19 protein-coding genes are annotated in these 21,030 nt (G+C 70.7%); 11 read left to right on the forward strand and 8 right to left on the reverse strand.

Annotated elements, in window-relative coordinates; translation table 11 throughout:
- Nucleotides 1-30 precede the first annotated feature (30 nt).
- The 3 genes from OHA64_RS41550 to OHA64_RS41560 all read left to right on the forward strand — a co-directional run bounded on the left by OHA64_RS41550 (nucleotide 31) and on the right by OHA64_RS41560 (nucleotide 2,893).
- On the forward strand, nucleotides 31-117 hold the full coding sequence (locus OHA64_RS41550; protein ID WP_405624335.1) for a putative leader peptide: 87 nt from the start codon (nucleotides 31-33) through the stop codon (nucleotides 115-117).
- 143 nt (nucleotides 118-260) lie between these two features.
- Complete coding sequence (locus OHA64_RS41555) at nucleotides 261-1,499, forward strand: LLM class flavin-dependent oxidoreductase (RefSeq protein ID WP_405622352.1); 1,239 nt, start codon at nucleotides 261-263, stop codon at nucleotides 1,497-1,499.
- A 20-nt stretch (nucleotides 1,500-1,519) separates the two neighbouring features.
- Complete coding sequence (locus OHA64_RS41560) at nucleotides 1,520-2,893, forward strand: NtaA/DmoA family FMN-dependent monooxygenase (RefSeq protein WP_405622353.1); 1,374 nt, start codon at nucleotides 1,520-1,522, stop codon at nucleotides 2,891-2,893.
- Between the two features lie 152 nt (nucleotides 2,894-3,045).
- On the opposite strand, the gene OHA64_RS41565 is transcribed toward OHA64_RS41560, so the two are convergent.
- Nucleotides 3,046-3,843: an N-formylglutamate amidohydrolase gene (locus OHA64_RS41565; RefSeq protein ID WP_405622354.1), complete on the reverse strand. Its 798-nt coding sequence runs from the start codon at nucleotides 3,841-3,843 to the stop codon at nucleotides 3,046-3,048.
- A 210-nt stretch (nucleotides 3,844-4,053) separates the two neighbouring features.
- Nucleotides 4,054-6,273: an NADP-dependent isocitrate dehydrogenase gene (locus OHA64_RS41570; RefSeq protein ID WP_405622355.1), complete on the reverse strand. Its 2,220-nt coding sequence runs from the start codon at nucleotides 6,271-6,273 to the stop codon at nucleotides 4,054-4,056.
- 303 nt (nucleotides 6,274-6,576) lie between these two features.
- Between OHA64_RS41570 and OHA64_RS41575 the strand changes: the two genes are divergently transcribed.
- Nucleotides 6,577-8,115 carry a M1 family metallopeptidase gene (locus OHA64_RS41575; protein WP_405622357.1) on the forward strand — a complete coding sequence of 513 codons (1,539 nt, stop codon included), beginning with the start codon at nucleotides 6,577-6,579 and terminating at the stop codon, nucleotides 8,113-8,115.
- A 69-nt stretch (nucleotides 8,116-8,184) separates the two neighbouring features.
- On the opposite strand, the gene OHA64_RS41580 is transcribed toward OHA64_RS41575, so the two are convergent.
- Together OHA64_RS41580 and OHA64_RS41585 are read right to left on the reverse strand one after the other, a co-directional pair.
- The gene (locus tag OHA64_RS41580) at nucleotides 8,185-9,282 is read right to left on the reverse strand and encodes a mechanosensitive ion channel family protein (RefSeq protein ID WP_405622359.1); all 1,098 of its coding nucleotides are present in this window, start codon (nucleotides 9,280-9,282) and stop codon (nucleotides 8,185-8,187) included.
- A 263-nt stretch (nucleotides 9,283-9,545) separates the two neighbouring features.
- Nucleotides 9,546-10,691: a YbhN family protein gene (locus OHA64_RS41585; protein ID WP_405622360.1), complete on the reverse strand. Its 1,146-nt coding sequence runs from the start codon at nucleotides 10,689-10,691 to the stop codon at nucleotides 9,546-9,548.
- Between the two features lie 78 nt (nucleotides 10,692-10,769).
- Between OHA64_RS41585 and OHA64_RS41590 the strand changes: the two genes are divergently transcribed.
- The gene (locus tag OHA64_RS41590; protein ID WP_405624336.1) at nucleotides 10,770-12,671 is read left to right on the forward strand and encodes an ABC transporter ATP-binding protein; all 1,902 of its coding nucleotides are present in this window, start codon (nucleotides 10,770-10,772) and stop codon (nucleotides 12,669-12,671) included.
- 21 nt (nucleotides 12,672-12,692) lie between these two features.
- Here the strand turns inward: OHA64_RS41590 and OHA64_RS41595 are convergent, their stop codons facing one another.
- From OHA64_RS41595 to OHA64_RS41605, 3 genes are all read right to left on the reverse strand, one after another.
- Complete coding sequence (locus OHA64_RS41595) at nucleotides 12,693-13,511, reverse strand: transferase (RefSeq protein ID WP_405622361.1); 819 nt, start codon at nucleotides 13,509-13,511, stop codon at nucleotides 12,693-12,695.
- Nucleotides 13,512-13,552: 41 nt separating this feature from the next.
- Complete coding sequence (locus OHA64_RS41600) at nucleotides 13,553-14,818, reverse strand: glycosyltransferase family 4 protein (RefSeq protein ID WP_405622363.1); 1,266 nt, start codon at nucleotides 14,816-14,818, stop codon at nucleotides 13,553-13,555.
- Nucleotides 14,819-14,965: 147 nt separating this feature from the next.
- Nucleotides 14,966-15,181: a hypothetical protein gene (locus OHA64_RS41605; protein ID WP_405622364.1), complete on the reverse strand. Its 216-nt coding sequence runs from the start codon at nucleotides 15,179-15,181 to the stop codon at nucleotides 14,966-14,968.
- A gap of 322 nt (nucleotides 15,182-15,503) precedes the next feature.
- Here OHA64_RS41605 and OHA64_RS41610 point away from each other — a divergent pair, with 322 nt between their 5' ends.
- The 6 genes from OHA64_RS41610 to OHA64_RS41635 all read left to right on the forward strand — a co-directional run bounded on the left by OHA64_RS41610 (nucleotide 15,504) and on the right by OHA64_RS41635 (nucleotide 20,065).
- A complete protein-coding gene (locus tag OHA64_RS41610) occupies nucleotides 15,504-16,115 on the forward strand; it encodes a hypothetical protein (protein WP_405622365.1) in 612 nt (203 codons plus the stop codon).
- A 39-nt stretch (nucleotides 16,116-16,154) separates the two neighbouring features.
- Nucleotides 16,155-16,901: a YcnI family protein gene (locus OHA64_RS41615; protein ID WP_405622366.1), complete on the forward strand. Its 747-nt coding sequence runs from the start codon at nucleotides 16,155-16,157 to the stop codon at nucleotides 16,899-16,901.
- Between the two features lie 184 nt (nucleotides 16,902-17,085).
- Nucleotides 17,086-17,832 carry a hypothetical protein gene (locus OHA64_RS41620; protein ID WP_405622367.1) on the forward strand — a complete coding sequence of 249 codons (747 nt, stop codon included), beginning with the start codon at nucleotides 17,086-17,088 and terminating at the stop codon, nucleotides 17,830-17,832.
- A 157-nt stretch (nucleotides 17,833-17,989) separates the two neighbouring features.
- Nucleotides 17,990-18,628 carry a sigma-70 family RNA polymerase sigma factor gene (locus tag OHA64_RS41625; RefSeq protein WP_405622369.1) on the forward strand — a complete coding sequence of 213 codons (639 nt, stop codon included), beginning with the start codon at nucleotides 17,990-17,992 and terminating at the stop codon, nucleotides 18,626-18,628.
- A gap of 109 nt (nucleotides 18,629-18,737) precedes the next feature.
- Complete coding sequence (locus OHA64_RS41630) at nucleotides 18,738-19,091, forward strand: winged helix-turn-helix transcriptional regulator (RefSeq protein WP_405624337.1); 354 nt, start codon at nucleotides 18,738-18,740, stop codon at nucleotides 19,089-19,091.
- Between the two features lie 212 nt (nucleotides 19,092-19,303).
- A complete protein-coding gene (locus OHA64_RS41635; RefSeq protein WP_405622370.1) occupies nucleotides 19,304-20,065 on the forward strand; it encodes an SDR family oxidoreductase in 762 nt (253 codons plus the stop codon).
- Nucleotides 20,066-20,116: 51 nt separating this feature from the next.
- Here OHA64_RS41635 and OHA64_RS41640 read toward each other — a convergent pair whose 3' ends face one another.
- Nucleotides 20,117-20,986, reverse strand: a complete 870-nt coding sequence (locus tag OHA64_RS41640) for an oxidoreductase (RefSeq protein WP_405622371.1) — start codon at nucleotides 20,984-20,986, stop codon at nucleotides 20,117-20,119.
- Nucleotides 20,987-21,030: the final 44 nt, after the last annotated feature.

Below are 21,030 nucleotides of genomic sequence, written 5' to 3' on the forward strand. Positions count from 1 at the left end.
CGGCGCGACCGGAGGAAGGAGGCGACGGCCGTGACCCGCACACCGCACGCCGTCCACCTCCACTCCCGGCCCCACATCGATCTCCTGCGCGTGGCCGGCGCGCTCTGTTGCTCCTGACCCACTCCCAGCGTCAGGCCGTGACCCGGTCCCCCTGCCCGGGGACCCTCTCGCCCCGTTCTCTCACCGTCTGCGCACCGCCGTCCCCCCGTTCCCGGCGCGGGCCGGTGATCTCGTACGGACTCCCAGGAAGGCACCGACCCTTGTCCTCAGTACCCTCCTCACCCAACTCACCCTCGTCTCCCTCACCGTCCTCTCCGCTGCACCTCGCCGTCGCCCTGGACGGCACCGGCTGGCATCCGGCGTCCTGGCGTGAGCCGGTGGCCCGGCCCCGGGATCTGCTCACCGCCGGTTACTGGGCCGACCTGGTCGGCGAGGCCGAGCGCGGCCTGCTCGACTTCGTGACCTTCGAGGACGGTCTGGGCCTCCAGTCGTCCCACTTCCTCGACCCGGACGAGCGCACCGACCAGGTCCGTGGCCGCCTGGACGCGGTCCTGATCGCCTCCCGTGTCGCCCCGTTGACCCGGCACATAGGTCTCGTCCCGACCGTGGTGGCAACCCACACGGAGCCGTTCCATATCTCCAAGGCGATCGCCACCCTGGACTATGTGAGCACCGGCCGAGCGGGCCTGCGGGTGCAGATCACCGCCCGCCCGAACGAGGCCGCGCACCTCGGCCGCCGCACGATCCCGCGCATCGAGGGATACGACAGCCCGGAGACCCGCGACCTGGTGAGCGACCTCTTCGACGAGGCCGCCGACCATGTCGAGGTGGTCCGTCGTCTCTGGGACAGCTGGGAGGACGACGCGGAGATCCGGGACGTCGCCACCGGCCGCTTCATCGACCGCGAGAAGCTGCACTACATCGACTTCCAGGGCGGGCACTTCAGCGTCAAGGGCCCCTCCATCACTCCCCGCCCGCCCCAGGGCCAGCCGATCGTCAGCGCCCTCGCCCACGACACCGTCCCGTACCGTCTCGTCGCCCGGCAGGCCGACATCGGCTATGTCACCCCGCACGACAGCGAGCAGGCCCGCGCGATCGTCGCCGAGATCCGCGCCGAGCAGGAGACGGCCGGCCGCGCCGACGACCTCCTGCACATCTTCGGGGACCTGGTGGTCTTCCTCGACGACGACCCGGCCGAGGCAGCCGCCCGCCGGGAACGCCTGGACGCCCTCGCGGGCGAGCCGTACCTCAGCGACGCCCGCGTCTTCACCGGTACGCCCGCCCAACTCGCCGACCTCCTACAGGACTTGGCGTCGGCCGGACTGACCGGCTTCCGGTTGCGCCCCGCCGTCGCCGGCCACGACCTCCCGGCCATCACCCGGGGCCTGGTCCCCGAACTCCAGCGCCGTGGCGCCTTCCGCCGCTCGTACGAGGCCGACACCCTGCGCGGCCTGCTGGACCTGGCCCGACCCGCCAACCGCTACTCCCGCGTCGCCTGAGCCGGAAGGACCGAAGACCCATGAGCAAGCCGCTGAAGCAGATCCATCTGGCCGCCCACTTCCCGGGTGTCAACAACACCACCGTCTGGAGCGATCCCGAGGCCGGCAGCCACATCGAGTTCAGCTCCTTCGCCCACTTCGCGCGGACCGCCGAGCGCGCCAAGTTCGACTTCCTGTTCCTCGCCGAGGGGCTCAGGCTCCGTGAACAGGGCGGCAAGATCTACGACTTGGACGTGGTCGGCCGTCCGGACACCTTCACCGTCCTCGCCGCGCTCGCCGCCGTCACCGAGCACCTCGGCCTGACCGGCACCATCAACTCCACCTTCAACGAGCCCTACGAGGTCGCCCGCCAGTTCGCCAGCCTCGACCACCTCTCCGGAGGGCGCGCCGCCTGGAACGTGGTCACCTCCTGGGACGCGTTCACCGGTGAGAACTTCCGCCGCGGCGGCTTCCTCCCACAGGGCGAGCGCTACTCACGGGCGAAGGAGTTCCTGGCCACCGCGCACGAACTCTTCGACTCCTGGCAGGGCGACAAGATCCTCGCCGACCGGGCGAGCGGCACCTTCCTGCGCGACGCGAAGGCCGGGTCCTTCGTCCACACCGGCCAGCACTTCGACATCCACGGGCAGTTCAACGTGCCGCGCTCCCCCCAGGGCCGACCGGTGATCTTCCAGGCGGGGGACTCCGACGAGGGCCGCGAGTTCGCCGCCTCCGACGCCGACGCGATCTTCAGCCGGTACGCCACCCTCGAGGAGGGCCAGGCCTTCTACACGGACGTCAAGAACCGCCTCGCCAAGTACGGCCGCCGCCACGACCAGCTGAAGATCCTGCCCGCCGCGAGCTTCGTGCTCGGCGACACCGACGGCGAGGCCGAGGAGATCGCCAAGGAGGTCCGCCGACAGCAGGTCAGCGGGGCCACCGCCATCAAGCACCTGGAGTTCGTCTGGAACCGGGACCTGTCGTCGTACGACCCGGACGGACCGTTGCCCGACATCGACCCGGACCTCGGCGAGCACCACATCGCCCGCGGCCGTGCCCAGGTGCGCATGTACCGGGACCCGCTCGCCACCGCCCGCGAGTGGCGGGAACGCGCGGCAGCCAACAACTGGTCCATCCGCGACCTGGTCATCGAGACCGGCAACCGCCAGAACTTCGTCGGCTCCCCGACCACCGTCGCGAAGACCATCAACGACTACGTCCAGGCCGACGCGAGCGACGGCTTCATCCTCGTCCCGCACATCACCCCGACCGGCCTCGACACCTTCGCCGACCAGGTCGTCCCGCTGCTCCAGGAACAGGGCGTGTTCCGCACCGAGTACGAGGGCCCGACGCTGCGCGACCACCTCGGTCTCGCGCACCCGGACGACGCACGGGGCGAACGGGCGGCATCGTGACGTTCCTCCGCAGGCGCGGCTGAACTTGCCACGGCGGGGGTACGCCGGGCACGCCCCTCGAGGTGACGTGCCCGGCCGTTTCCCCGGCGACGCGCCCCCGCCGGTCCCTTCGCACCCAGCCTGCGGACCGGCGGGCAGAGCACGCCCGGACGTCAGCCGCTCACGGCGTCGACGAGGCCGGCCAGGGCGTGGGCGAGGCGGCCGAGGCCCGGCCCGGCGGGCCCGCCCGGCTCGCTCATGTACGTGTCCCGGCGGATCTCCACCATCAGCGCGCTCACCCGGGGATCCCTGCCGTAGAACTCCAGCGGCACATAGGCCCCGCCGAACGGGCTGTCCAGTCCGATCTCCCCGAACCCCGCGAAGGCCTCCTGGGCAGCGCCCAGCAGTGCGCCCGGGGTGTGGAAGGAGTCCGTGCCCAGACAGACGGGTGGCCGGGGCCCGTCGCCGTGCAGCTCGTAGGGGAGCGCTTCGGTGGGATAGGAGTGGACGTCGATGACGACGGCTCGCCCGGTGGCGGCCAGTCGTCCGGCCACGGCGTCCGTCATCGCCCGCGCATACGGCCGGAAGTACCGCGCGACCAACGGCTCGGGGTCGGTGTCCGCCGACCGCAGCGTGGCGCGGTGCGTGGTGCGTGTGTACACCGCGCCCATCCCCACGGCGAGCATCTCCTCCCGTTCGTCCGGAAACCGCTCGGGATCCACCACCAGCCGGGAGAGCCGGTTGACGAACCGCCAGGGAACGATGCCGGCCAGGGTCGCCGCCGCCGCGGCCAGCTCGGCGGTGTGCGCGTCGACGATGTGGTCGAGCTCCCCCTCCAGCTCCGTGTCACCGAGCAGGATGCCGGCCCGCACGTCGGCCGGTATCTCCCGCGCGGAGTGCGGCACATGCAGGATCACCGGCGACGTCCCGGCACCGGGCAGCAGCTCGTAGGACGGTGCGGCGGAGGTCATGAGGGCTGCTCCCGGGGCGTTGTCAGTGGTCGTGTTGCACGATCAAGGTCCCACAGCCGTGGCTGCCCGGCGGGCCGTGGCGAGTGGGACGCAGGCGTCCGGAACACCGCCCTCGCCGGTCCACACGGCGGTGCCGCCACACGGCTCCGCCCCGGCCGGGCGGATGCCGGCCGGGGCGGAGTCACCCGATGCCCCCGCGGGGCCCCGGTGTCAGCTCAGGGACGCCAGCGCCTCGTTCCACGTGGTCGACGGGCGCATGACCTTCGCGGCCTTGGCCGGGTCGGGCTGGTAGTAGCCGCCGATGTCGGCCGGCTTGCCCTGGACGGCGTTCAGCTCGTCGACGATCTTCTGCTCGTTCGTCGCGAGGGTCTCGGCGAGCGCGGCGAAGGCCTTCGCCAGGTCCGCGTCGTCGGTCTGCTTCGCCAGCTCCTGCGCCCAGTACAGGGACAGGAAGAAGTGGCTGCCGCGGTTGTCGATGCCGCCGACGCGACGGGCCGGGGACTTGTCCTCGTTGAGGAAGGTCGCCGTGGCGCGGTCGAGGGTGTCAGCGAGAACCTTGGCGCGGGTGTTGCCGGTGACCGTCGCCAACTGCTCCAGGGACGGGACCAGCGCGAAGAACTCACCGAGCGAGTCCCAGCGCAGGTAGTCCTCCTTGACCAGCTGCTGGACGTGCTTCGGCGCGCTGCCGCCGGCGCCCGTCTCGAACAGACCGCCGCCCGCCATCAGCGGGACCACCGACAGCATCTTGGCGCTGGTGCCCAGCTCCAGGATCGGGAACAGGTCGGTCAGGTAGTCACGCAGCACGTTGCCGGTGACGGAGATCGTGTCCTCGCCGCGGCGGATGCGCTCGACCGACAGCTTGGTCGCCTCGACCGGGTTGAGGATCCGGATGTCCAGGCCCTCGGTGTCGTGCTCCGGCAGGTACGCCTGGACCTTGGCGATCAGGTTGGCGTCGTGCGCACGGGTCTCGTCCAGCCAGAACACGGCCGGGCTGCCGGTGGCGCGGGCGCGGGTGACGGCCAGCTTCACCCAGTCCCTGATCGGGGCGTCCTTGGTCTGGCAGGCGCGGAAGATGTCACCGGCGGAGACCGTCTGCTCGATCACCGCGTTGCCCGCCTGGTCCACGAGGCGGACCGTGCCGGTGGTGGGGATCTCGAAGGTCTTGTCGTGGCTCCCGTACTCCTCGGCCTTCTGCGCCATGAGGCCGACGTTCGGGACCGAACCCATCGTCGACGGGTCGTAGGCACCGTTGGCACGGCAATCGTCGATCACGGCCTGGTAGACGCCGGCGTACGAGGAGTCCGGCAGCACCGCGAGGGTGTCGGCCTCCCCGCCGTCCGGGCCCCACATGTGGCCGGACGTGCGGATCATGGCCGGCATCGAGGCGTCGACGATCACGTCGGACGGCACGTGCAGGTTGGTGATGCCCTTGTCCGAGTCGACCATCGCCAGTGCGGGGCCCTCGGCGAGCTCGGCGTCGAAGGAGGCCTTGATCTCGGCGCCCTCGGGCAGAGCCTCCAGGCCCTTGTGGATGCCGCCCAGACCGTCGTTCGGGGTGAGGCCGGCCGCGGCGAGCGTCTCGCCGTACTTCGCGAAGGTCTTCGGGAAGAAGGCGCGCACCACGTGACCGAAGATGATCGGGTCGGAGACCTTCATCATCGTGGCCTTCAGGTGCACGGAGAACAGCACGCCGTCCGCCTTGGCCTGGGCGATCTGCGCCGTGAGGAACTCCCGCAGCGGGGCCACGTGCATGACGGAGGCGTCGACGACCTCGCCCTCGAGGACCGGTACGGACTCGCGCAGGACGGTGGTCGAGCCGTCGTCGCCGACCAGCTCGATCTTCAGCGCGCCGGCCTCGGAGATCACCACGGACTTCTCGGTGGAGCGGAAGTCGTCGACACCCATCGTCGCCACGTTGGTCTTGGACTCGGGGGTCCAGGCGCCCATGCGGTGCGGGTGGTTCTTGGCGTAGTTCTTGACCGACGCGGGGGCGCGGCGGTCGGAGTTGCCCTCGCGCAGGACCGGGTTGACCGCGGAGCCCTTGACCTTGTCGTAGCGGGCCTGGATGTCCCGCTCCTCGTCGGTCTTCGGGTCGTCCGGGTAGTTCGGCAGCGCGTAGCCCTGGCTCTGCAGCTCGGCGATCGCGGCCTTGAGCTGCGGGATCGACGCCGAGATGTTCGGCAGCTTGATGATGTTCGCCTCGGGCGTCTTGGCGAGTTCGCCGAGCTCCGCCAGGGCGTCCGGGATCCGCTGGTCCTCGGTGAGGTACTCCGGGAACAACGCGATGATGCGCCCGGCCAGCGAGATGTCACGCGTCTCCACGGCGACACCCGCCTGCGAGGCGTACGTCCGGACCACCGGCAGGAAGGAATACGTCGCCAGGGCCGGGGCCTCGTCAGTGTGCGTATAGATGATGGTCGAGTCAGTCACCGGGTGCTCCGCTCCACGTCTGCAACATTGCTCGACATCAAGATATCTCGTGGTCGCCCCGGTCTCGACAGTGGTCCTCGGGTACTTCTCGACACAGTCCTCCGAACTGGACGCAGCCTGCTGAGGACGCCCTGCATCTCCGAGGCAGCAGGGGCAGCAGAGGGCGGCAGGGGCAGCAGAGGCAATCGAGGCGGCTGAGGCGTCTGAGGCAACCGAGGCGTCCGGTCTTGTGGTCATGCACTGTGATCGCCCTTTGACCGACGGCCGGACCCGACCACCCGGCCGTCCAAGCGAAAGCGGACCATGAGATATCGCACCAGAGTGACGGCACCGGCCACCGCCCTGATAAGCGCCGCCACGGCGCTGACCGTGGGATCTGTCGCCCACGCCGCCCCGGCGGCCTCCTCCCCGGGTGCCGAGACCCTCGGAGACCCCGTCTTCCCGAGCCTCGGCAACGACGGATACCGCGTCTCGGCGTACACCCTCGACTTCGCGTACGACGCCACGACCAAGCTGGTCACCGCCACGGCGGCGCTGGAGATCCGCACCACCCAGGCCCTGAGCCGCTTCTCCCTGGACGCCCTCGGCCTGGACATCACGTCCGTCCGCGTCGCGGGCCGTGGGGCCGACTTCGAGCAGGTCGGCGAGAAACTGCGGGTCACGCCCGTGCGCAGCCTGCCGGACCAGTGCGGGGCCACCGTCGTGGTGGCGTACACCGCCGACCCGCGCCGGTCCCTCGCGCACACCGCCTGGGTCGCCACACCGGACGGTTTCGCGATCTGCCCCCAGCCGGACTCGGCGCACACCGTCTTCCCCTGCAACGACCACCCGCAGGACAAGGCGGCGTTCACCTTCCGCATCACGGTGCCCAGCGGCCTGCGCGGGGTCGCGAGCGGCCTCCTCGTGAGCACCGAGGCCCTCACCGACGGCCGGACCGCGTACACCTACCGCTCGCGTGAGCCGATGGCCACCGAACTGGTGCAGATCACGGTCGGCGACTACGTCGTCAAGGACCGGCAGGGCCCCGGCGGACTGCCCCTGAGGGACGTCGTGCCGACCGCCCGCGCGAGTGCCCTGGAGCCGGCGCTCTCGCTCACCTCCGGGCAGATCAGCTGGATCGAGCAGCGGCTCGGCGCGTTCCCCTTCGAGACGTACGGGCTGCTGCCCTGCAACTCCGACGCCGCGAACGCCTTCGACTTCACGGGTCTGGAAACCCAGACCCTCACGCTCTACAAGCCGAACTTCCTGCTCCAGGACGAGTCGAAGATCGGCTCGCACATGATGCACGAGCTGGTCCACTCCTACTTCGGCAACAGCGTCAGCCCCGCCACCTGGGCCGACCTGTGGCTGAACGAGGGCCATGCCGACTTCTACGGGCTGCTCTACCGCTACGAGCGCGGCTGGACCGACTCCCTCGGGCTGACGACCATGGAAGCCCGTATGAAGGACACCTACGCGCGCGGCGACCAGTGGCGCAAGACCTCCGGGCCGGTCGCCTCGCCGAACGCGACGAACCTCTTCGACAGCCAGCGCTACCTCGGCGGCGTCCTGGTCCTGTACGCGCTGCGGCAGTTGATCGGCGAGGCCGCCTTCGGCTCCGTCGAGCGCGCCTTCCTGGACCGGTACCGCAACTCCGCGGCATCGACGGAGAACTACGTCACCGTCGCCTCGGAGGTCTCCGGCCAGGACCTGTCCGGCTTCCTGCGGGACTGGCTGTACGGCACGAAGACCCCGCGGATGCCCGGCCACCCGGACTGGACGGTCACCCCGGCGCCCGCGTCGCTCGTCGCGCCGAGGGGCCGGACGAACGGGCACTACCACGACAACTCGGCCACCCTGTAAGGGATCAGCCGGGACGGGGGCCGGCCGGGACGGGGGCCAGCCCAGACGGGGCCCAGCCGGGACAGTGGCTCAGTCGAGCCGGGCGGAGGCGACTTCGCTCGGCTCGGTCTCCGCGCCGCGCTGCTGCGGGATCACCACCGCGCCCTGTTGCAGGGCCACCGTCCGCGCGGGCGCCGGAATCCGGATGCCCTCATCGCGGTAGCGCCGGTGCAGTCGCTTGATGAACTCGTGCTTGATCCGGAACTGGTCACTGAACTCGCCGACGCCCAGGATCACCGTGAACCCGATCCTGGAGTCGCCGAAGGTGTGGAAGCGGACCAGCGGCTCGTGATCGGGGACCGCGCCGGTGATCTTGGTCATCACCTCGGTGACGACCTCGCAGGTGACCCGCTCGACGTGCTCCAGGTCACTGTCGTAGGCGACCCCCACCTGCACCAGGATGGTCAACTGCTGCTCGGGACGCATGAAGTTGGTCATGTTCGTCTTGGCGAGCTCCCCGTTGGGGATCACGACCAGGTTGTTGGACAGCGCGCGCACGGTCGTCTGGCGCCAGTTGATGTCCTCGACGTAGCCCTCCTCGCCACTGCTCAGCTTGATGTAGTCACCGGGCTGGACGGTCTTGGAGGCGAGGATGTGGATGCCGGCGAAGAGGTTCGCCAGGGTGTCCTGAAGGGCCAGGGCGACCGCCAGACCACCGACACCCAGGGCCGTGAGCATCGGCGCGATGGAGATGCCCAGCGTCTGCAGCACCACCAGGAAGCCGATCGCCAGCACCAGCACCCGGGTGATGTTCACGAAGATCGTGGCGGATCCGGCGACCCCGGAGCGGGACTGGGTCACCGTCCGCACCAGGCCGGCGACGACCCGGGCCGACGCCACCGTGACGACGAAGATCAGCAGCACGGTCAGGGTCTGGTTGACCGTGTGCTGGACCGCGGAGAGCAGCGGCAGGGCCGCCGCCGCGGACGCCGCACCGCCCGCGATCGCGGCCCACGGCACCACCGTGCGCAGCGCGTCCACGATGACGTCGTCGCCGCCCCAGCGGGTGCGGTCGGCGTGCTTGCCCAGCCAGCGCAGCAGCATGCGCAGCAGGAACGCCGCCAGCAGACCCGCGGCCAGGGCGATTCCCGCGATGACCAGGTCGTCCACGGTGAGGGCTCGCTTCACCGGTCACCCCCGGCGAGGAGGACTGCGGCGAAGGCGTTCACCGACGGCCGGATGTGAAGTTGCGTCACGTTGCCACCTGCTCGATTCCGATGTGCGATCGCGCGGGCCGACTGGCCCCCCGTGGCCCGCGCGACCGCTCATCCTGCCGTATCCGCACAGGAGTTCGTGCCTGGACGGCCGCCGGGGGAGTGGTTTCAGACGATTTCCTCGGCCGGTCGGGCCTGTTCCCGCCGGTGCGGATCCCGGTGTGACGCGGGCGCCGGTCAGATCACCTTCAGCCGTACCAGGGCGCCCAGCGTCAACGCCCCCGGCACCAGCGGGAGCCAGACGGTGATGATCCGGAAGGCCAGAACCACGGCTGTCGCGACCGCGGCCGGGCCGCCCGCCGCCACCAGCGCCACGACCAGCGCCGCCTCCACCGAGCCGATCCCGCCTGGCGTGGGCACCAGCGCGACGGCCACCGTCGCCGCCAGGTACGCGACCGCCATGTGCGCCGCCGGCACCGGCAGCCCCAACGCCTGCCCGACCGCGGCCAGCACGGTCGCCTGCAACGCGGGGAACGCGAACGAGCCGCCCCACAGGGCGAAGGCCCGCGCGGGCCGGGTGTGCACCGAGCGCGCCTCACCGAAGGCGGTACGCAGGAAGGAGCACACGGCCGTACGCAGTCGTCGTACGCACGCCAGCACCCCCGCGGCGACGACCAGAGCCGCGCCGATCACCAGCAGCAGCGGGCCGACCGCCCCGTCCGGGAGGAGCGGGCCCAGCCGCAGCGCGTCGGGGAACACGAAGAGCAGCACGGCGAGCAGGCTCAGCCGGCCGACCGTCTCGGCCAGCATGTACAGGGCCAGCGCGGCGGAGGAACGGGCGAGCGGAAGCCCGCACACCGTCATGAACCGCAGGTTGACCGCGCTCGCGCCCAGCCCGGTCGGCAGCAGATGGTTGGCCGCGCCCGCGGCGAACTGGGTGGCCAGCAGCCGCCGCTTCGGCAGCGCCTCGACGACGGCACCCTGCCGGGTCAGGGCGGCGGCGACCCAGGTCAGACACGTGGCACCGATCGCCGCCACCAGCCAGGGCCACTGGGCGTGCCGCAGATGGCCGAAGCCCTCGGCGAGCACCGACCGGTGCTGGACCGCGACGACGGTGACGAGCAGGAGCGGAAGCAGACACAGGATCTGACGCATCCGACGGATCGGGACGCGGCGGGGGAGCCGTCCCTCGGGGATGTCGGGGATGTCAGGGCGTTCGGATCGTTCGGAGAGGTCGGAGAACTCGGGGAAGTCGGGGCGGTCGGGGATCTCGGGGATCTCGGGGATCTCGGGGAGGTGTACCGCTGTCACAGTCGGAGAGGTTTCCCATCCCGTGCCAACTGCGGGTTGCGGAAGCGGGGACAAGGTCTTACGTACGGTCATCGGATCCTTCGCACGGACGGGCAGCGGGGTTCCCTTGACCTCAAGCAAGCTTGAGGCTCTACGGTCCTCCCTATGAGCATGGAGACCACAGCCTGGACACAGCTGCACAGTGTCATGAACGCCGAGCAGGAACGACGACCCCTGGCCCGCGCGACGCTGCGCCGCATCGGCGCGTTCGCCCGCCCGCACCGCCGCCGTATCGCGCGGTTCGTCGCCCTCGGGGTGGTGACAGCGCTGCTCGCCGTCGCGACCCCGGTCCTCGCCGGACGGGTGGTGAACGCGATCGTGAAAGGCGACGACGAGGGCACCGTGGTCCGGCTGGCCCTGCTCATCGCGCTGATCGCGGTCGCGGAGGCAGCGCTCGGCATCCTCGGCAGACGCCTGTCGGCGACGCTCGGGGAGGGACTCATCCTCGATCTGCGGACCGCGGTGTTCGATCATGTGCAGCGCATGCCGGTCGCGTTCTTCACACGCACTCGTACGGGTGCGCTCGTCTCCCGTCTCAACAACGACGTCATCGGCGCCCAACGCGCCTTCAGCAACACCCTGTCCGGAGTGGTCAGCAACCTGGTCACGCTGGTCCTCACCCTCGCCGTCATGCTCACGCTCTCCTGGCAGATCACCCTGCTCGCGCTGGTGCTGCTGCCGGTGTTCGTGATCCCGGCACGGCGGATGGGCAGCCGGATGGCCCGGATGCAGCGCGAGGCGGCGGCACTGAACGCGGCGATGGGCACCCGCATGACCGAGCGTTTCTCCGCACCCGGCGCCACCCTCGTCAAGCTCTTCGGCCGTCCGGAGCAGGAGTCGGAGGAGTTCGCGGTCCGGGCTCGCCAGGTGCGGGACATCGGCGTACGGACGGCCATGGCCCAGTCCGTTTTCATCACTGCCCTGACCCTGGTGTCGGCCCTGGCGCTGGCCCTCGTCTACGGCCTCGGCGGCTGGTTCGCCCTGCGCGGCACCCTCGACCCGGGCGCCGTCGTGGCCCTCGCCCTGCTCCTGACCCGCCTGTATGCCCCGCTCACCGCTCTGGCCGGCGCCCGCGTGGAGGTGATGAGCGCCCTCGTCAGCTTCGAGCGGGTCTTCGAGGTGCTCGACCTGAAGCCGCTGATCGAGGACAAACCGGACGCCCGCGAGGTCCCCGAGGGCCCGGTGGCCGTCGAGTTCGACCAGGTCCGCTTCGGCTACCCGTCAGCTGACAAGGTCTCGCTCGCCTCCCTGGAGGAGGTGGCCGCCCTCGACACCCGGGGCGGCGCCGAGGTCCTGCACGGCATCTCCTTCCGTGCCGAACCCGGCCAGACCGTCGCCCTCGTCGGCTCGTCCGGCGCCGGCAAGTCGACCGTCGCCCAACTGCTGCCGCGGCTGTACGACGTCGACGAGGGCGCCGTCCGGGTCGGCGGTGTCGACGTCCGCGACCTGAGCGCGCTGTCCCTGCGGGAGACCCTCGGCATGGTGACCCAGGACGGTCACCTCTTCCACGACACCGTGGGCGCCAACCTCCTGCTCGCCCGCCCCACGGCGACGGAGGAGGAGCTGTGGGACGCCCTGCGCCGCGCCCGCCTGGACGATCTCGTACGCTCCCTGCCCGACGGCCTCGACACCGTGGTCGGCGAACGCGGCTACCGGCTCTCCGGCGGTGAGCGCCAGCGGATGACCATCGCGCGGCTGCTGCTGGCCCGTCAGCGCGTGGTCATCCTCGACGAGGCCACCGCCCATCTGGACAACACCTCCGAGGCGGCCGTCCAGGAGGCGCTCACCGAGGCGCTGGAGGGCAGGACGGCCGTCGTGATCGCCCACCGGCTGTCCACCGTCCGCAGCGCGGACCTCATCCTGGTCGTCGAGGCCGGCCGGATCGTGGAACGCGGTACGCACGAGGACCTGCTGGCCCTGGACGGACGGTACGCGCAGCTGTACCGCACGCAGTTCGCGCAGAAGCCGGGTGAGGTGACGCAGATCGCGTCGGAGGACGGGGCGGCGGCGTAGCCACGGGCGCGCCGCCGAACCTCAGCCGGTCCTCGTGACCTTCACGGAGAGGTCGTTGTCGACGGTGTAGTAGGGATGCACGGAGGCACCCCCGACCGTGACCGTCGGATAGACGAACACCTCCTTGCGGTCCGCCACGTCGTCGAGGAGCCTGGCCATCCGGATGGGAGACGCGTCCGGCCCGGGCTGCACGAAGGCGTCCCAGATGCCGCTCCCGGCGTCCGCTCCGGTGGCCAGCTTCTCGTAGCCGACGGTGAAGGAGAAACTCCGGCCGTCGTCCTGGGCCCGTGGTTCCAGGAGGTGTACGGCACCGTCGCCGCCCCGCCGACGCAGACGCACCACGGCTCCTTTGCCTAGCGAGGCGCCGTGCAGGCGGGCGCCGACGGTCATCGACCGGTCGGTGACCTCGATGCCCGCGGTCTCCGCGTGGGCGGTGCGCCGCCAGGCCCGTATCGCCAGATGGCCGTCCTTGGTCACGTACGGAATCCGGACGGCGAGAGGTGACTGCCGGTCACGAAGATGTCCGTCGACGAGGACCCGTAGGTCGCGCGGCCCCGGTAGCAGACGCAGCCGCCGGGATCCGGAGTCCTGGAGGAGGAAGAGGTCCCACCGGCCCTCCGCGAGAACGGGCCGGGTGTCCAGGACGGCACGTCGGCGGCCGTCGTCGGCCGGCTCCAGGTCGAGGACGTGGAGGGTCTTCTCCGGCTGTCCCTTCTTCGGGCGCAGCCGGAGCAGCAGCCGGCCGGCCTCCGACGGCAGCGACGGCAGGTCGAACGTGATCCGGCCGTCCGTGTCGACCGCGCAGCCGACGCGTGGCCGCGCCTCGGGTTCCGTGTCCACCGCTGTCCCTTCCGTACCTTTCATTCCTTCCGTTCCCCTGCTCACCGCTGCCCCCTTCGTACGACGCGCAGCGCGCTGCCCGCCGCCGTGATCGCGTTGTCGCGAGCGGCGAAACCCTTGCTGACCAGGACCCGGTGCACGCGGTCGCGTTCCTGGACGACCGGTCGTCCCGCCCTTCTCGCGGACACCGCCTCGGCCAGCAGACGCTCGGCCTGTTCGACCACCGGGCCGGGGGCGAACCGCCGCGCGTTCTTCAGGGCCGCACGGCCCATGCGGCGGCGGTGCTCGTCGTCACGGACGAGTTCCAGCAGAGCCGCGCCCATCGCCTCACGGTCCCCGACCGGTACCAGCCGGCCGTCGACACCGTCCTCGATGATCTCGCCGGGTCCGTGCGGGCAGTCGGTGCTCACCACCGGCAGGCCGCAGCGCATGGCCTCGACGATCGTCATCCCGAACGGCTCGAAGTTGGAGCCGGCCGCCCCGATCGAGCCCTTGACCCACTCCGCCTCCATGGGCGCCACCGCACCCATCAGGAAGACGTTGTTGTACAGGCCGAGCTCCGCTATGAGCCCCCGCAACCGGTCGTGCTGTTCGCCCTTGCCGTATATGCGCAGCTGCCAGTCGGGGTGTTCGGCGACGACCATGGCGAAGGCCTCGATGAGCAGGTCGTACCGCTTCACCGGGACCAGCCGGCCGGCCGCGACGACGACCTTCGCGGTGCCGTCCGCGGCCGGCAGCCCGGGATCCGGCACGCTGTTCGCAAGGGCCTCCACCCGTACGCCGGGCAGTCTCATCTTGCGCCGGTAGGCGGCGGCATCCGCCTCCGTCACCGTGGTGAGCGCGTCCAGCCGACGGTAGGCGCCGCGTAACGCGCCCCGCAGCCGGGGTGAATGGTTGTCCAGGGTGAGGTGCTCCTGCCCGACGCGTGCGACATGTCGCGGAGCCTGGAGCGCGAGATGCACATTGAGTCCGGGCCGGGTTCCGATCACCACGTCGGCGTCGATCGCGGCGAGGCACTCGCCGATTCGCTGGTCGGTCAACTCGCTGTACTGCCCGTACCGGTACTCGGAGCGGGGGAACACCTTCGCCGGTCGGAGATGTGACGGGTGTTCCTTCTCCTGCCTGAGGTCCACCAGCGGCCGCAGCGAGACCCTCGGGTCCAAGGTGAAGTTCGGGTGCTCGCGGTGCCGCAGCACGGAGACGATCTCCACGTCGTGGCGCTCGGCGAGGGCCTGCGCCAGATTGAAGGTGGTGGTGATCGTGCCTCCGATTCCATAGGCGTTGTGGAGCAGGAAAGAGATCTTCATAGTGGACTGGACCATGCGAACTGCCGCACGGTTGCTTCTCGTTACCACTTCGTAGCGCCCACGGACCAGGCCGGCTTCCTGGCCCGTCCTCGGGCGCGGGCAGGACGTCGGGGTCCCGGCGTGGGCGCTAAGGGCCCGCACGTCGCGTCAGGACAGTGCGAGGCCGTCCAACTTGCCCGCCTTGGCGTCGTCGACCAGGTTGGAGAACTGGTCGAAACTCATCTGGACGCGCTGGCCGAAGTCGTCGGTCAGGATGATCCGCTGCTCGGCCGGAGCGTTCGGGTCGACGAAAAGCTGGGGACAGCCGCAGTCGCACTCTCCGCAGAACGTGGCTACGGGTCGCAGTCCGCTGGTGTCGGTCATGGTGCTCCACCTCCGTGGGCATGGGCCGCGGCGCGTCGGCGTCCGGTGCCGACGGTCGCGAGGACTGTCCGGGGGATACCCGGCGGCAGGGATGCGGACGCGCGTTGTCGGTGGGCGCGGGAGGCGCGGCGGGCGGCGACTGTGCGCTCGTGCTCCGTCGGCCGCTTCCATTGCTTCCAATTCATCCGGTGAGGCGGGAACTCAACGGGGTCCGTGTCCGACTCGTAAGGAGGAGGCAGGTCTGGCGGACAGGACGCGGGCGGTGGTACGTATGCGCAGCCGAGGAGAGAGCGTCTCGGGCCGCGTGGCAGCATCGGCTGGTGTGAGTGCGTCCCCGGAGGTCCGGAGCCTGCGCGCGGCGGTGTTCGCCGTGTTGTGTGTGCTGCTCGCCGCCGCGGGACACGCGCTGGCCACGGGCGCGGCCCCGCCGGTGTGGATGCAGGTCGCGAGCGGCGTACCCGTCTTCCTGGCCGGTTGCGTGCTCGGCGGGCGGGAACGGTCACTGGCCGGCATCGGTGGCGGGACGCTGACCGTCCAGGGCGGGCTGCACGTCGTGTTCGACGCCGCCCGCCCGCATGCCGTGCTGGCCATGCAGGGAATACGCGTCTCCCACGCTCATGCCCAAGCCCACGCCCATGCCCACCCTCATGCCCTGACGCCGCACGCCACCGCCGCCCATGTCGGGGCGGCCGTCGTCCTGACCTGGTGGCTGCGGCGCGGTGAGGCCGCGTTGTGGTCGCTGCTGCGGTGGGCGGTCGCGTTCGTACCGGGGCTCGCCGCCTGGTGGCAGGTGGCGAGAGGGGCGCGGGGCGGACCTGTCGTGCCGCGTCCGGTACGTCGAATCGCCGGGGAGACCTGGCCGTCGCGCCGGCTTCGGCTGCGGTACGCCGTACACCGGCGCGGACCGCCGAAGGGGATGTCGTACGTCATCTGACCCCGACATCCCTTCCCCAGTACGGAGATCGACCCACCCATGTCCACCACACGCACCGCCCTGCGCCGCGTCGGCCTCGTCACCTCGCTGGCCGCCGCCGGAGTCCTCACCGCCGCCGGCGTCGCCTCCGCGCATGTCACCGTCCACCCCGACAGCTACGCCAAGGGCGCCACCGACGGCGTCCTCACCTTCCGGGTCCCCAACGAGGAGGACACCGCCGACACCACCAAGGTGCAGGTCTTCCTGCCCACCGACCACCCCGTCCTCGGTGTGCTCGTCTCCCCGCACGACGGCTGGACCGCCAAGGTGACGAACACGAAGCTGAAGACGCCGGTCAAGACCGACGACGGCACGATCACCGACGCCGTCTCCGAGATCACCTGGACCGGTGGAAAGATCCGGGCCGGCCAGTACGAGGACTTCGACGTCGCCTTCGGTCAGCTGCCCGACACCACCGGCCAGTTGACCTTCAAGGCACTGCAGACGTACTCCGACGGCAAGATCGTCCGTTGGATCGACGAAGCCGAGTCGGGCGGCGAGGAGCCGGAGAACCCGGCGCCGGTCGTCAAGCTCACGGCCAAGGTCGCGGAGGGCGAGGGTAGTAGCGCCTCGACCACCTCTTCCGGGGTACCGAAGAGTGCCGACGGCTCCACCTCGGCCGCGTCCGACAGCGACTCGACGGCCCGCGGGCTCGGCATCGCCGGGCTGATCGTGGGCCTGCTGGGGCTGGCCGCGGCGGTGTTCGCCGTTGTGCGCGGCCGGTCCGCCGGATCTCGGGGCGAGTAGAGCCGCGTTGCCCTGCCGGCGGTGACCCGCCGGCGGGGCAGCGGCCAACTCCACCGGGACGGCCGCTCGGCGCGTTCCGGCGTCGTGCCGTGTCCTGGATCACATGCCGTGTACTGAGTGCAGGCCTGGGGAGATTTCCGTACCACGTATGACGAGCGACGTCCGGATGCGAGGATGAGGCGCCATGACAGCAGGGTGGTGTTCTCGCACGCTACGGGCCGCGGTGTTCGCGGCTGTCTGTGTGCTGCTCGCCGCCCTGGGCCACGTCGTGATGTCCGGCCGTCACGTGCCCGCATGGGCGCTGGCCGCCGGGGTGGCCGTGACCGGTCTGGCGGGCTGGTGCCTGGCGGGCCGTGAGCGCGGGCTGCCACTGATCGTGACCGTCGTGGTCGCCGCCCAGACGGCGTTGCACTCGGCGTTCTCACTCGCCCAGCCGGCGAGCGCGGCTCCCATGGGACACGGCATGGAGTCCCTGAACGCGCGGTTCACAGGCATGGGTTCGACCGACGTGGGCCCGCCGGACATGGGCCCGCCGGACATGGGCCCGCCGGACATGGGCCCGCCGGACATGGGGGCGATGAATACGCACTCCATGACCTCCATGGATATGGGTCACATGGACGTGGGCCACATGAGCCACTCGGGCTCTTCCCTGGTCGGCTCGTCGTCGTTCGGCATGCTCGCCGTCCACCTGCTGGCCGCCCTGCTGTGCGGGCTGTGGCTGGCATACGGCGAGAAGGCCGCGTTCCGGATCCTGCGGGCCGTGGCCGGATGGCTGGCTGCCCCGCTGCGGCTGCTGCTCGCGCTCCCCGTCACCCCGGACCGCCCGCGCGTCCGTGCGCGCCGACGCCGCTCGGACCGGGCGCCGCGTCTCCTCCTCGTCCACGCGATCACCTCTCGGGGTCCGCCTCTGGGGACCGCTGTCGTCTGAAGACAGTCGGTACCCCGAGGCCGCCCCGCGCGCCTCGGGCATCGGCCGTACGCCCACACAGGTGTCGTCGTACGGCCTTCTCCCCACTCACCGGACCGCACCGTCCGCGCCCTCGTGCGCCGCCGGTGCGGATCACGGATGACGAGAAGGACACCAAGTGATCACTTCTGTCCTGCCCACCTCGCGCGACGAAGGCCGCAACGGCGAAAACGGCGAGAGAACGGCATCGCTCGACGAGTCGATAACCGCATGGGCCCTCGCCGCACGGGGCGGTGACGCGAACGCGGTGGAGCACTTCGTCCGTGCCCTGCACCGCGACGTCCAGCGGTACGTCGCCCACCTCTGCGGCGACCCCCAGGCCGTGGACGACCTCGCGCAGGACACGTTCCTGCGCGCGCTGGGCAGCCTGCACCGGTTCGAGGGCCGTTCCTCGGCCCGCGCGTGGCTGCTGTCCATCGCCCGCCGCGCGGTGATCGACAGCTACCGGCACGCCTCCGCCCGGCCCCGCCTGTCCGACGTACCGGACTGGCAGTTGGCCGTCGAGAACGCGCAGCCGCGGGATCTGCCCGGCTTCGACGACGGCATCGCCCTGCTCGATCTGCTGGCCTCCCTTCCGGACGAGCGCCGGGAAGCCTTCGTCCTCACCCAGATGGTCGGCCTGCCGTACGCGGAGGCGGCCGAGGCCGGCGACTGCCCTGTGGGCACGGTCCGTTCACGCGTGGCCCGCGCCCGGGCGACCCTGATGGATCTTCTCGACGAGGGCGACACCTCCCACGCCCCGCCGGTCCTTCGGTGACCGCGACGGTCGTTCGGCGGTGCCCGGACTCCGGTACCGCCGCAGCCGTGGTCCGACGTAACGTACGAGTGTGGACGTGGCAGAGACGACGATCGTGGAGCGTGTGCGGATGGCCGACGGGAACACGATGTGCCCGCAGCGGGTGGCCATGGAACACGTCACCAGCCGCTGGGGCACCCTGGTCCTGATCGCGCTGCTCGACCGCTCCTACCGCTTCTCCGAACTGCGCCGGGAGATCGGCAAGGTCAGCGAGAAGATGCTGACCCAGACCCTGCAGACCCTGGAGCGCGACGGCCTGGTCCACCGCGACGCCAAGCCCGTGATCCCGCCCCACGTGGACTACAGCCTCACGGACCTCGGCCGGGAGGCCGCCGAACAGGTCCGCGGCCTCGCGCAGTGGACGGAGCGCCGGATGGCGGCGATCCAGACCGCACGCGAGAAGTACGACGCCGCGAAGGCGTGACCATCGAGCAGGGGAACCGGGACTGAGCCGGTTCCCCACACCACTGTGCGGTGCCAGTCGAGGCTCCTTCTTGGGCAGGCACCTGCCATCCCGTGGAAGGTGCGGTTCTCCTAGGAAGATCACGGCCTTCTCCCGCCGGCGAAACCACGGCAAGTTCGCAGGTGAACGTTCCGTCGACGGGGTTTCTGCCCCGACTGGGCAAGGAGGATGCGGTGACTCGGACAGCTTCGGAGACCACAGAGCAGGGCGGCCGGAAGGTCGTACTCGTCACGGGTGCCACCAGCGGCATCGGCGAAGGCATCGCCAGGCGGCTTGCCGCGGAGGGCCACCATGTGGTCGCGGGTGCGCGTCGGGAGGATCGGCTGGCCGGGCTGGCGGAGAGCGTCCGAGCTGACGGCGGCAGCATCGACGTACGCCGTCTCGATGTCACCGACCGGGCCGACGTGGCCGGGTTCGTCGACGAAACGGTCACTGCTCGCGGGCGCATCGACGTGATGGTCAACAACGCCGGCGTCATGCCGCTGTCGCGGCTCGACTCACTGCTGGTGGACGAATGGGACCGGATGGTCGATGTCAACGTCAAGGGGCTGCTGCACGGCATCGCCGCGGCCATGCCGCACTTCCAGCGCCAGAGGAGCGGGCACTTCGTCACCATCGCGTCGATCGGCGCCCATTCCGTGGTCCCCACGGCCGCTGTGTACTGCGCCACGAAGTACGCGGCCTGGGCGATCACCGAAGGGCTGCGGCAGGAGGCTGAGCCGTTCGTCCGGGTCACCACCGTCTCACCTGGTGTCGTCGAGTCCGAACTGGCCGACACCATCACCGAACCCGGAGCCTCGGCGGCGATGAAGGGCTACCGCTCGGCTGCCGTCTCGCCCGATGCCATCGCTCGTGCGATCTCCTACGCGATCAGCCAGCCCGCCGATGTCGACGTCAACGAGTTGGTCATCCGGCCTGTGCGGCAGCGCCCGTAGCGGCGCCGACATCGGCAGTGCCGTGGCGCCGGCCTGCGACCGGGCAGCGGTTCAGGCAGTGGCGCGGTCTTCTGGGTAGTCGGCGCTGAGAGTGACATCTCGCCAGGCGGTGAAGTGGGTCTTGAGGGTGTCGAGCCGGGACATGGCGACGTCAAGGGCGGCCCTGCCCAGGAGGAGTCGCAGCGGGGGATTCTCGGACAGCACCGCTTCGATGATGGCTGCGGCGGCGCGTTCGGGGTCGCCGGGCTGGCGCCCGTAGCTGTCCAGGGTGCTCTTGCGGCGGGTGCCGGCGGTGTCGGCGTAGTCGTCGATGTGGGTGGCCGACTGGCGCATGGAGGGGCCGGACCAGTTGGTGCGGAAGGCCGCCGGCTCCACGATCGTCACGTTGATGCCCAGCCCTGACACCTCGGCCGCGAGGGACTCGGAGAGTCCCTCGACGGCGAACTTGGTGGCGTGGTAGTAACCCGTGGCGCCGAAGGCGGCCAGGCCTCCGAGGGAGGAGATGTTGACGACGTGGCCGCGGCGACGGGCGCGCATTCCCGGCAGAACGCGGCGCGTGACATCCACGAGGCCGAAGACGTTCGTGTCGAACAGGGCGCGGATCTCGTCGTCCTCGCCCTCCTCAAGAGCGGCGAGATAGCCGTAGCCCGCGTTGTTGACCAGTACGTCGATGTGGCCGAAGGTCTCCCGAGCGGCCTCGACGGCCTTCTCGATCTGCTGAGCATCGGTGACGTCGAGAGCCAGGCCGAGCGCCCGGTTCTCGTGGTGGGCGACGATGTCCGCCACTGTCCGCGGATCGCGGGCGGTGACCACCGCTCGCCAGCCCCGGTCGAGAACGGCGTGGGCCAGGGCACGGCCGAGTCCGGTCGAGCAGCCCGTGATGAACCAGACGGGCGTCGAGTCGACGGATACAACAGGCATGGGGGATATGTCCCTTCAAGGGGGTGGGTCATTGGGTGAGCCGC

Source organism: Streptomyces sp. NBC_00076, from assembly GCF_045041235.1.
GTDB lineage: Bacteria > Actinomycetota > Actinomycetes > Streptomycetales > Streptomycetaceae > Streptomyces.

Excerpts from the sequence above, each read along its gene's own strand:
- OHA64_RS41575 (WP_405622357.1), top strand. The coding sequence starts at position 6,577 with ATGAGATATCGCACCAGAGTGACGGCACCGGCCACCGCCCTGATAAGC.
- OHA64_RS41640 (WP_405622371.1), bottom strand. The coding sequence starts at position 20,986 with ATGCCTGTTGTATCCGTCGACTCGACGCCCGTCTGGTTCATCACGGGC.
- OHA64_RS41585 (WP_405622360.1), bottom strand. The coding sequence starts at position 10,691 with ATGACCGTACGTAAGACCTTGTCCCCGCTTCCGCAACCCGCAGTTGGC.
- OHA64_RS41620 (WP_405622367.1), top strand. The coding sequence starts at position 17,086 with ATGACAGCAGGGTGGTGTTCTCGCACGCTACGGGCCGCGGTGTTCGCG.
- OHA64_RS41605 (WP_405622364.1), bottom strand. The coding sequence starts at position 15,181 with ATGACCGACACCAGCGGACTGCGACCCGTAGCCACGTTCTGCGGAGAG.
- OHA64_RS41560 (WP_405622353.1), top strand. The coding sequence starts at position 1,520 with ATGAGCAAGCCGCTGAAGCAGATCCATCTGGCCGCCCACTTCCCGGGT.
- OHA64_RS41630 (WP_405624337.1), top strand. The coding sequence starts at position 18,738 with ATGGCCGACGGGAACACGATGTGCCCGCAGCGGGTGGCCATGGAACAC.
- OHA64_RS41600 (WP_405622363.1), bottom strand. The coding sequence starts at position 14,818 with ATGAAGATCTCTTTCCTGCTCCACAACGCCTATGGAATCGGAGGCACG.
- OHA64_RS41590 (WP_405624336.1), top strand. The coding sequence starts at position 10,770 with ATGGAGACCACAGCCTGGACACAGCTGCACAGTGTCATGAACGCCGAG.
- OHA64_RS41565 (WP_405622354.1), bottom strand. The coding sequence starts at position 3,843 with ATGACCTCCGCCGCACCGTCCTACGAGCTGCTGCCCGGTGCCGGGACG.
- OHA64_RS41615 (WP_405622366.1), top strand. The coding sequence starts at position 16,155 with ATGTCCACCACACGCACCGCCCTGCGCCGCGTCGGCCTCGTCACCTCG.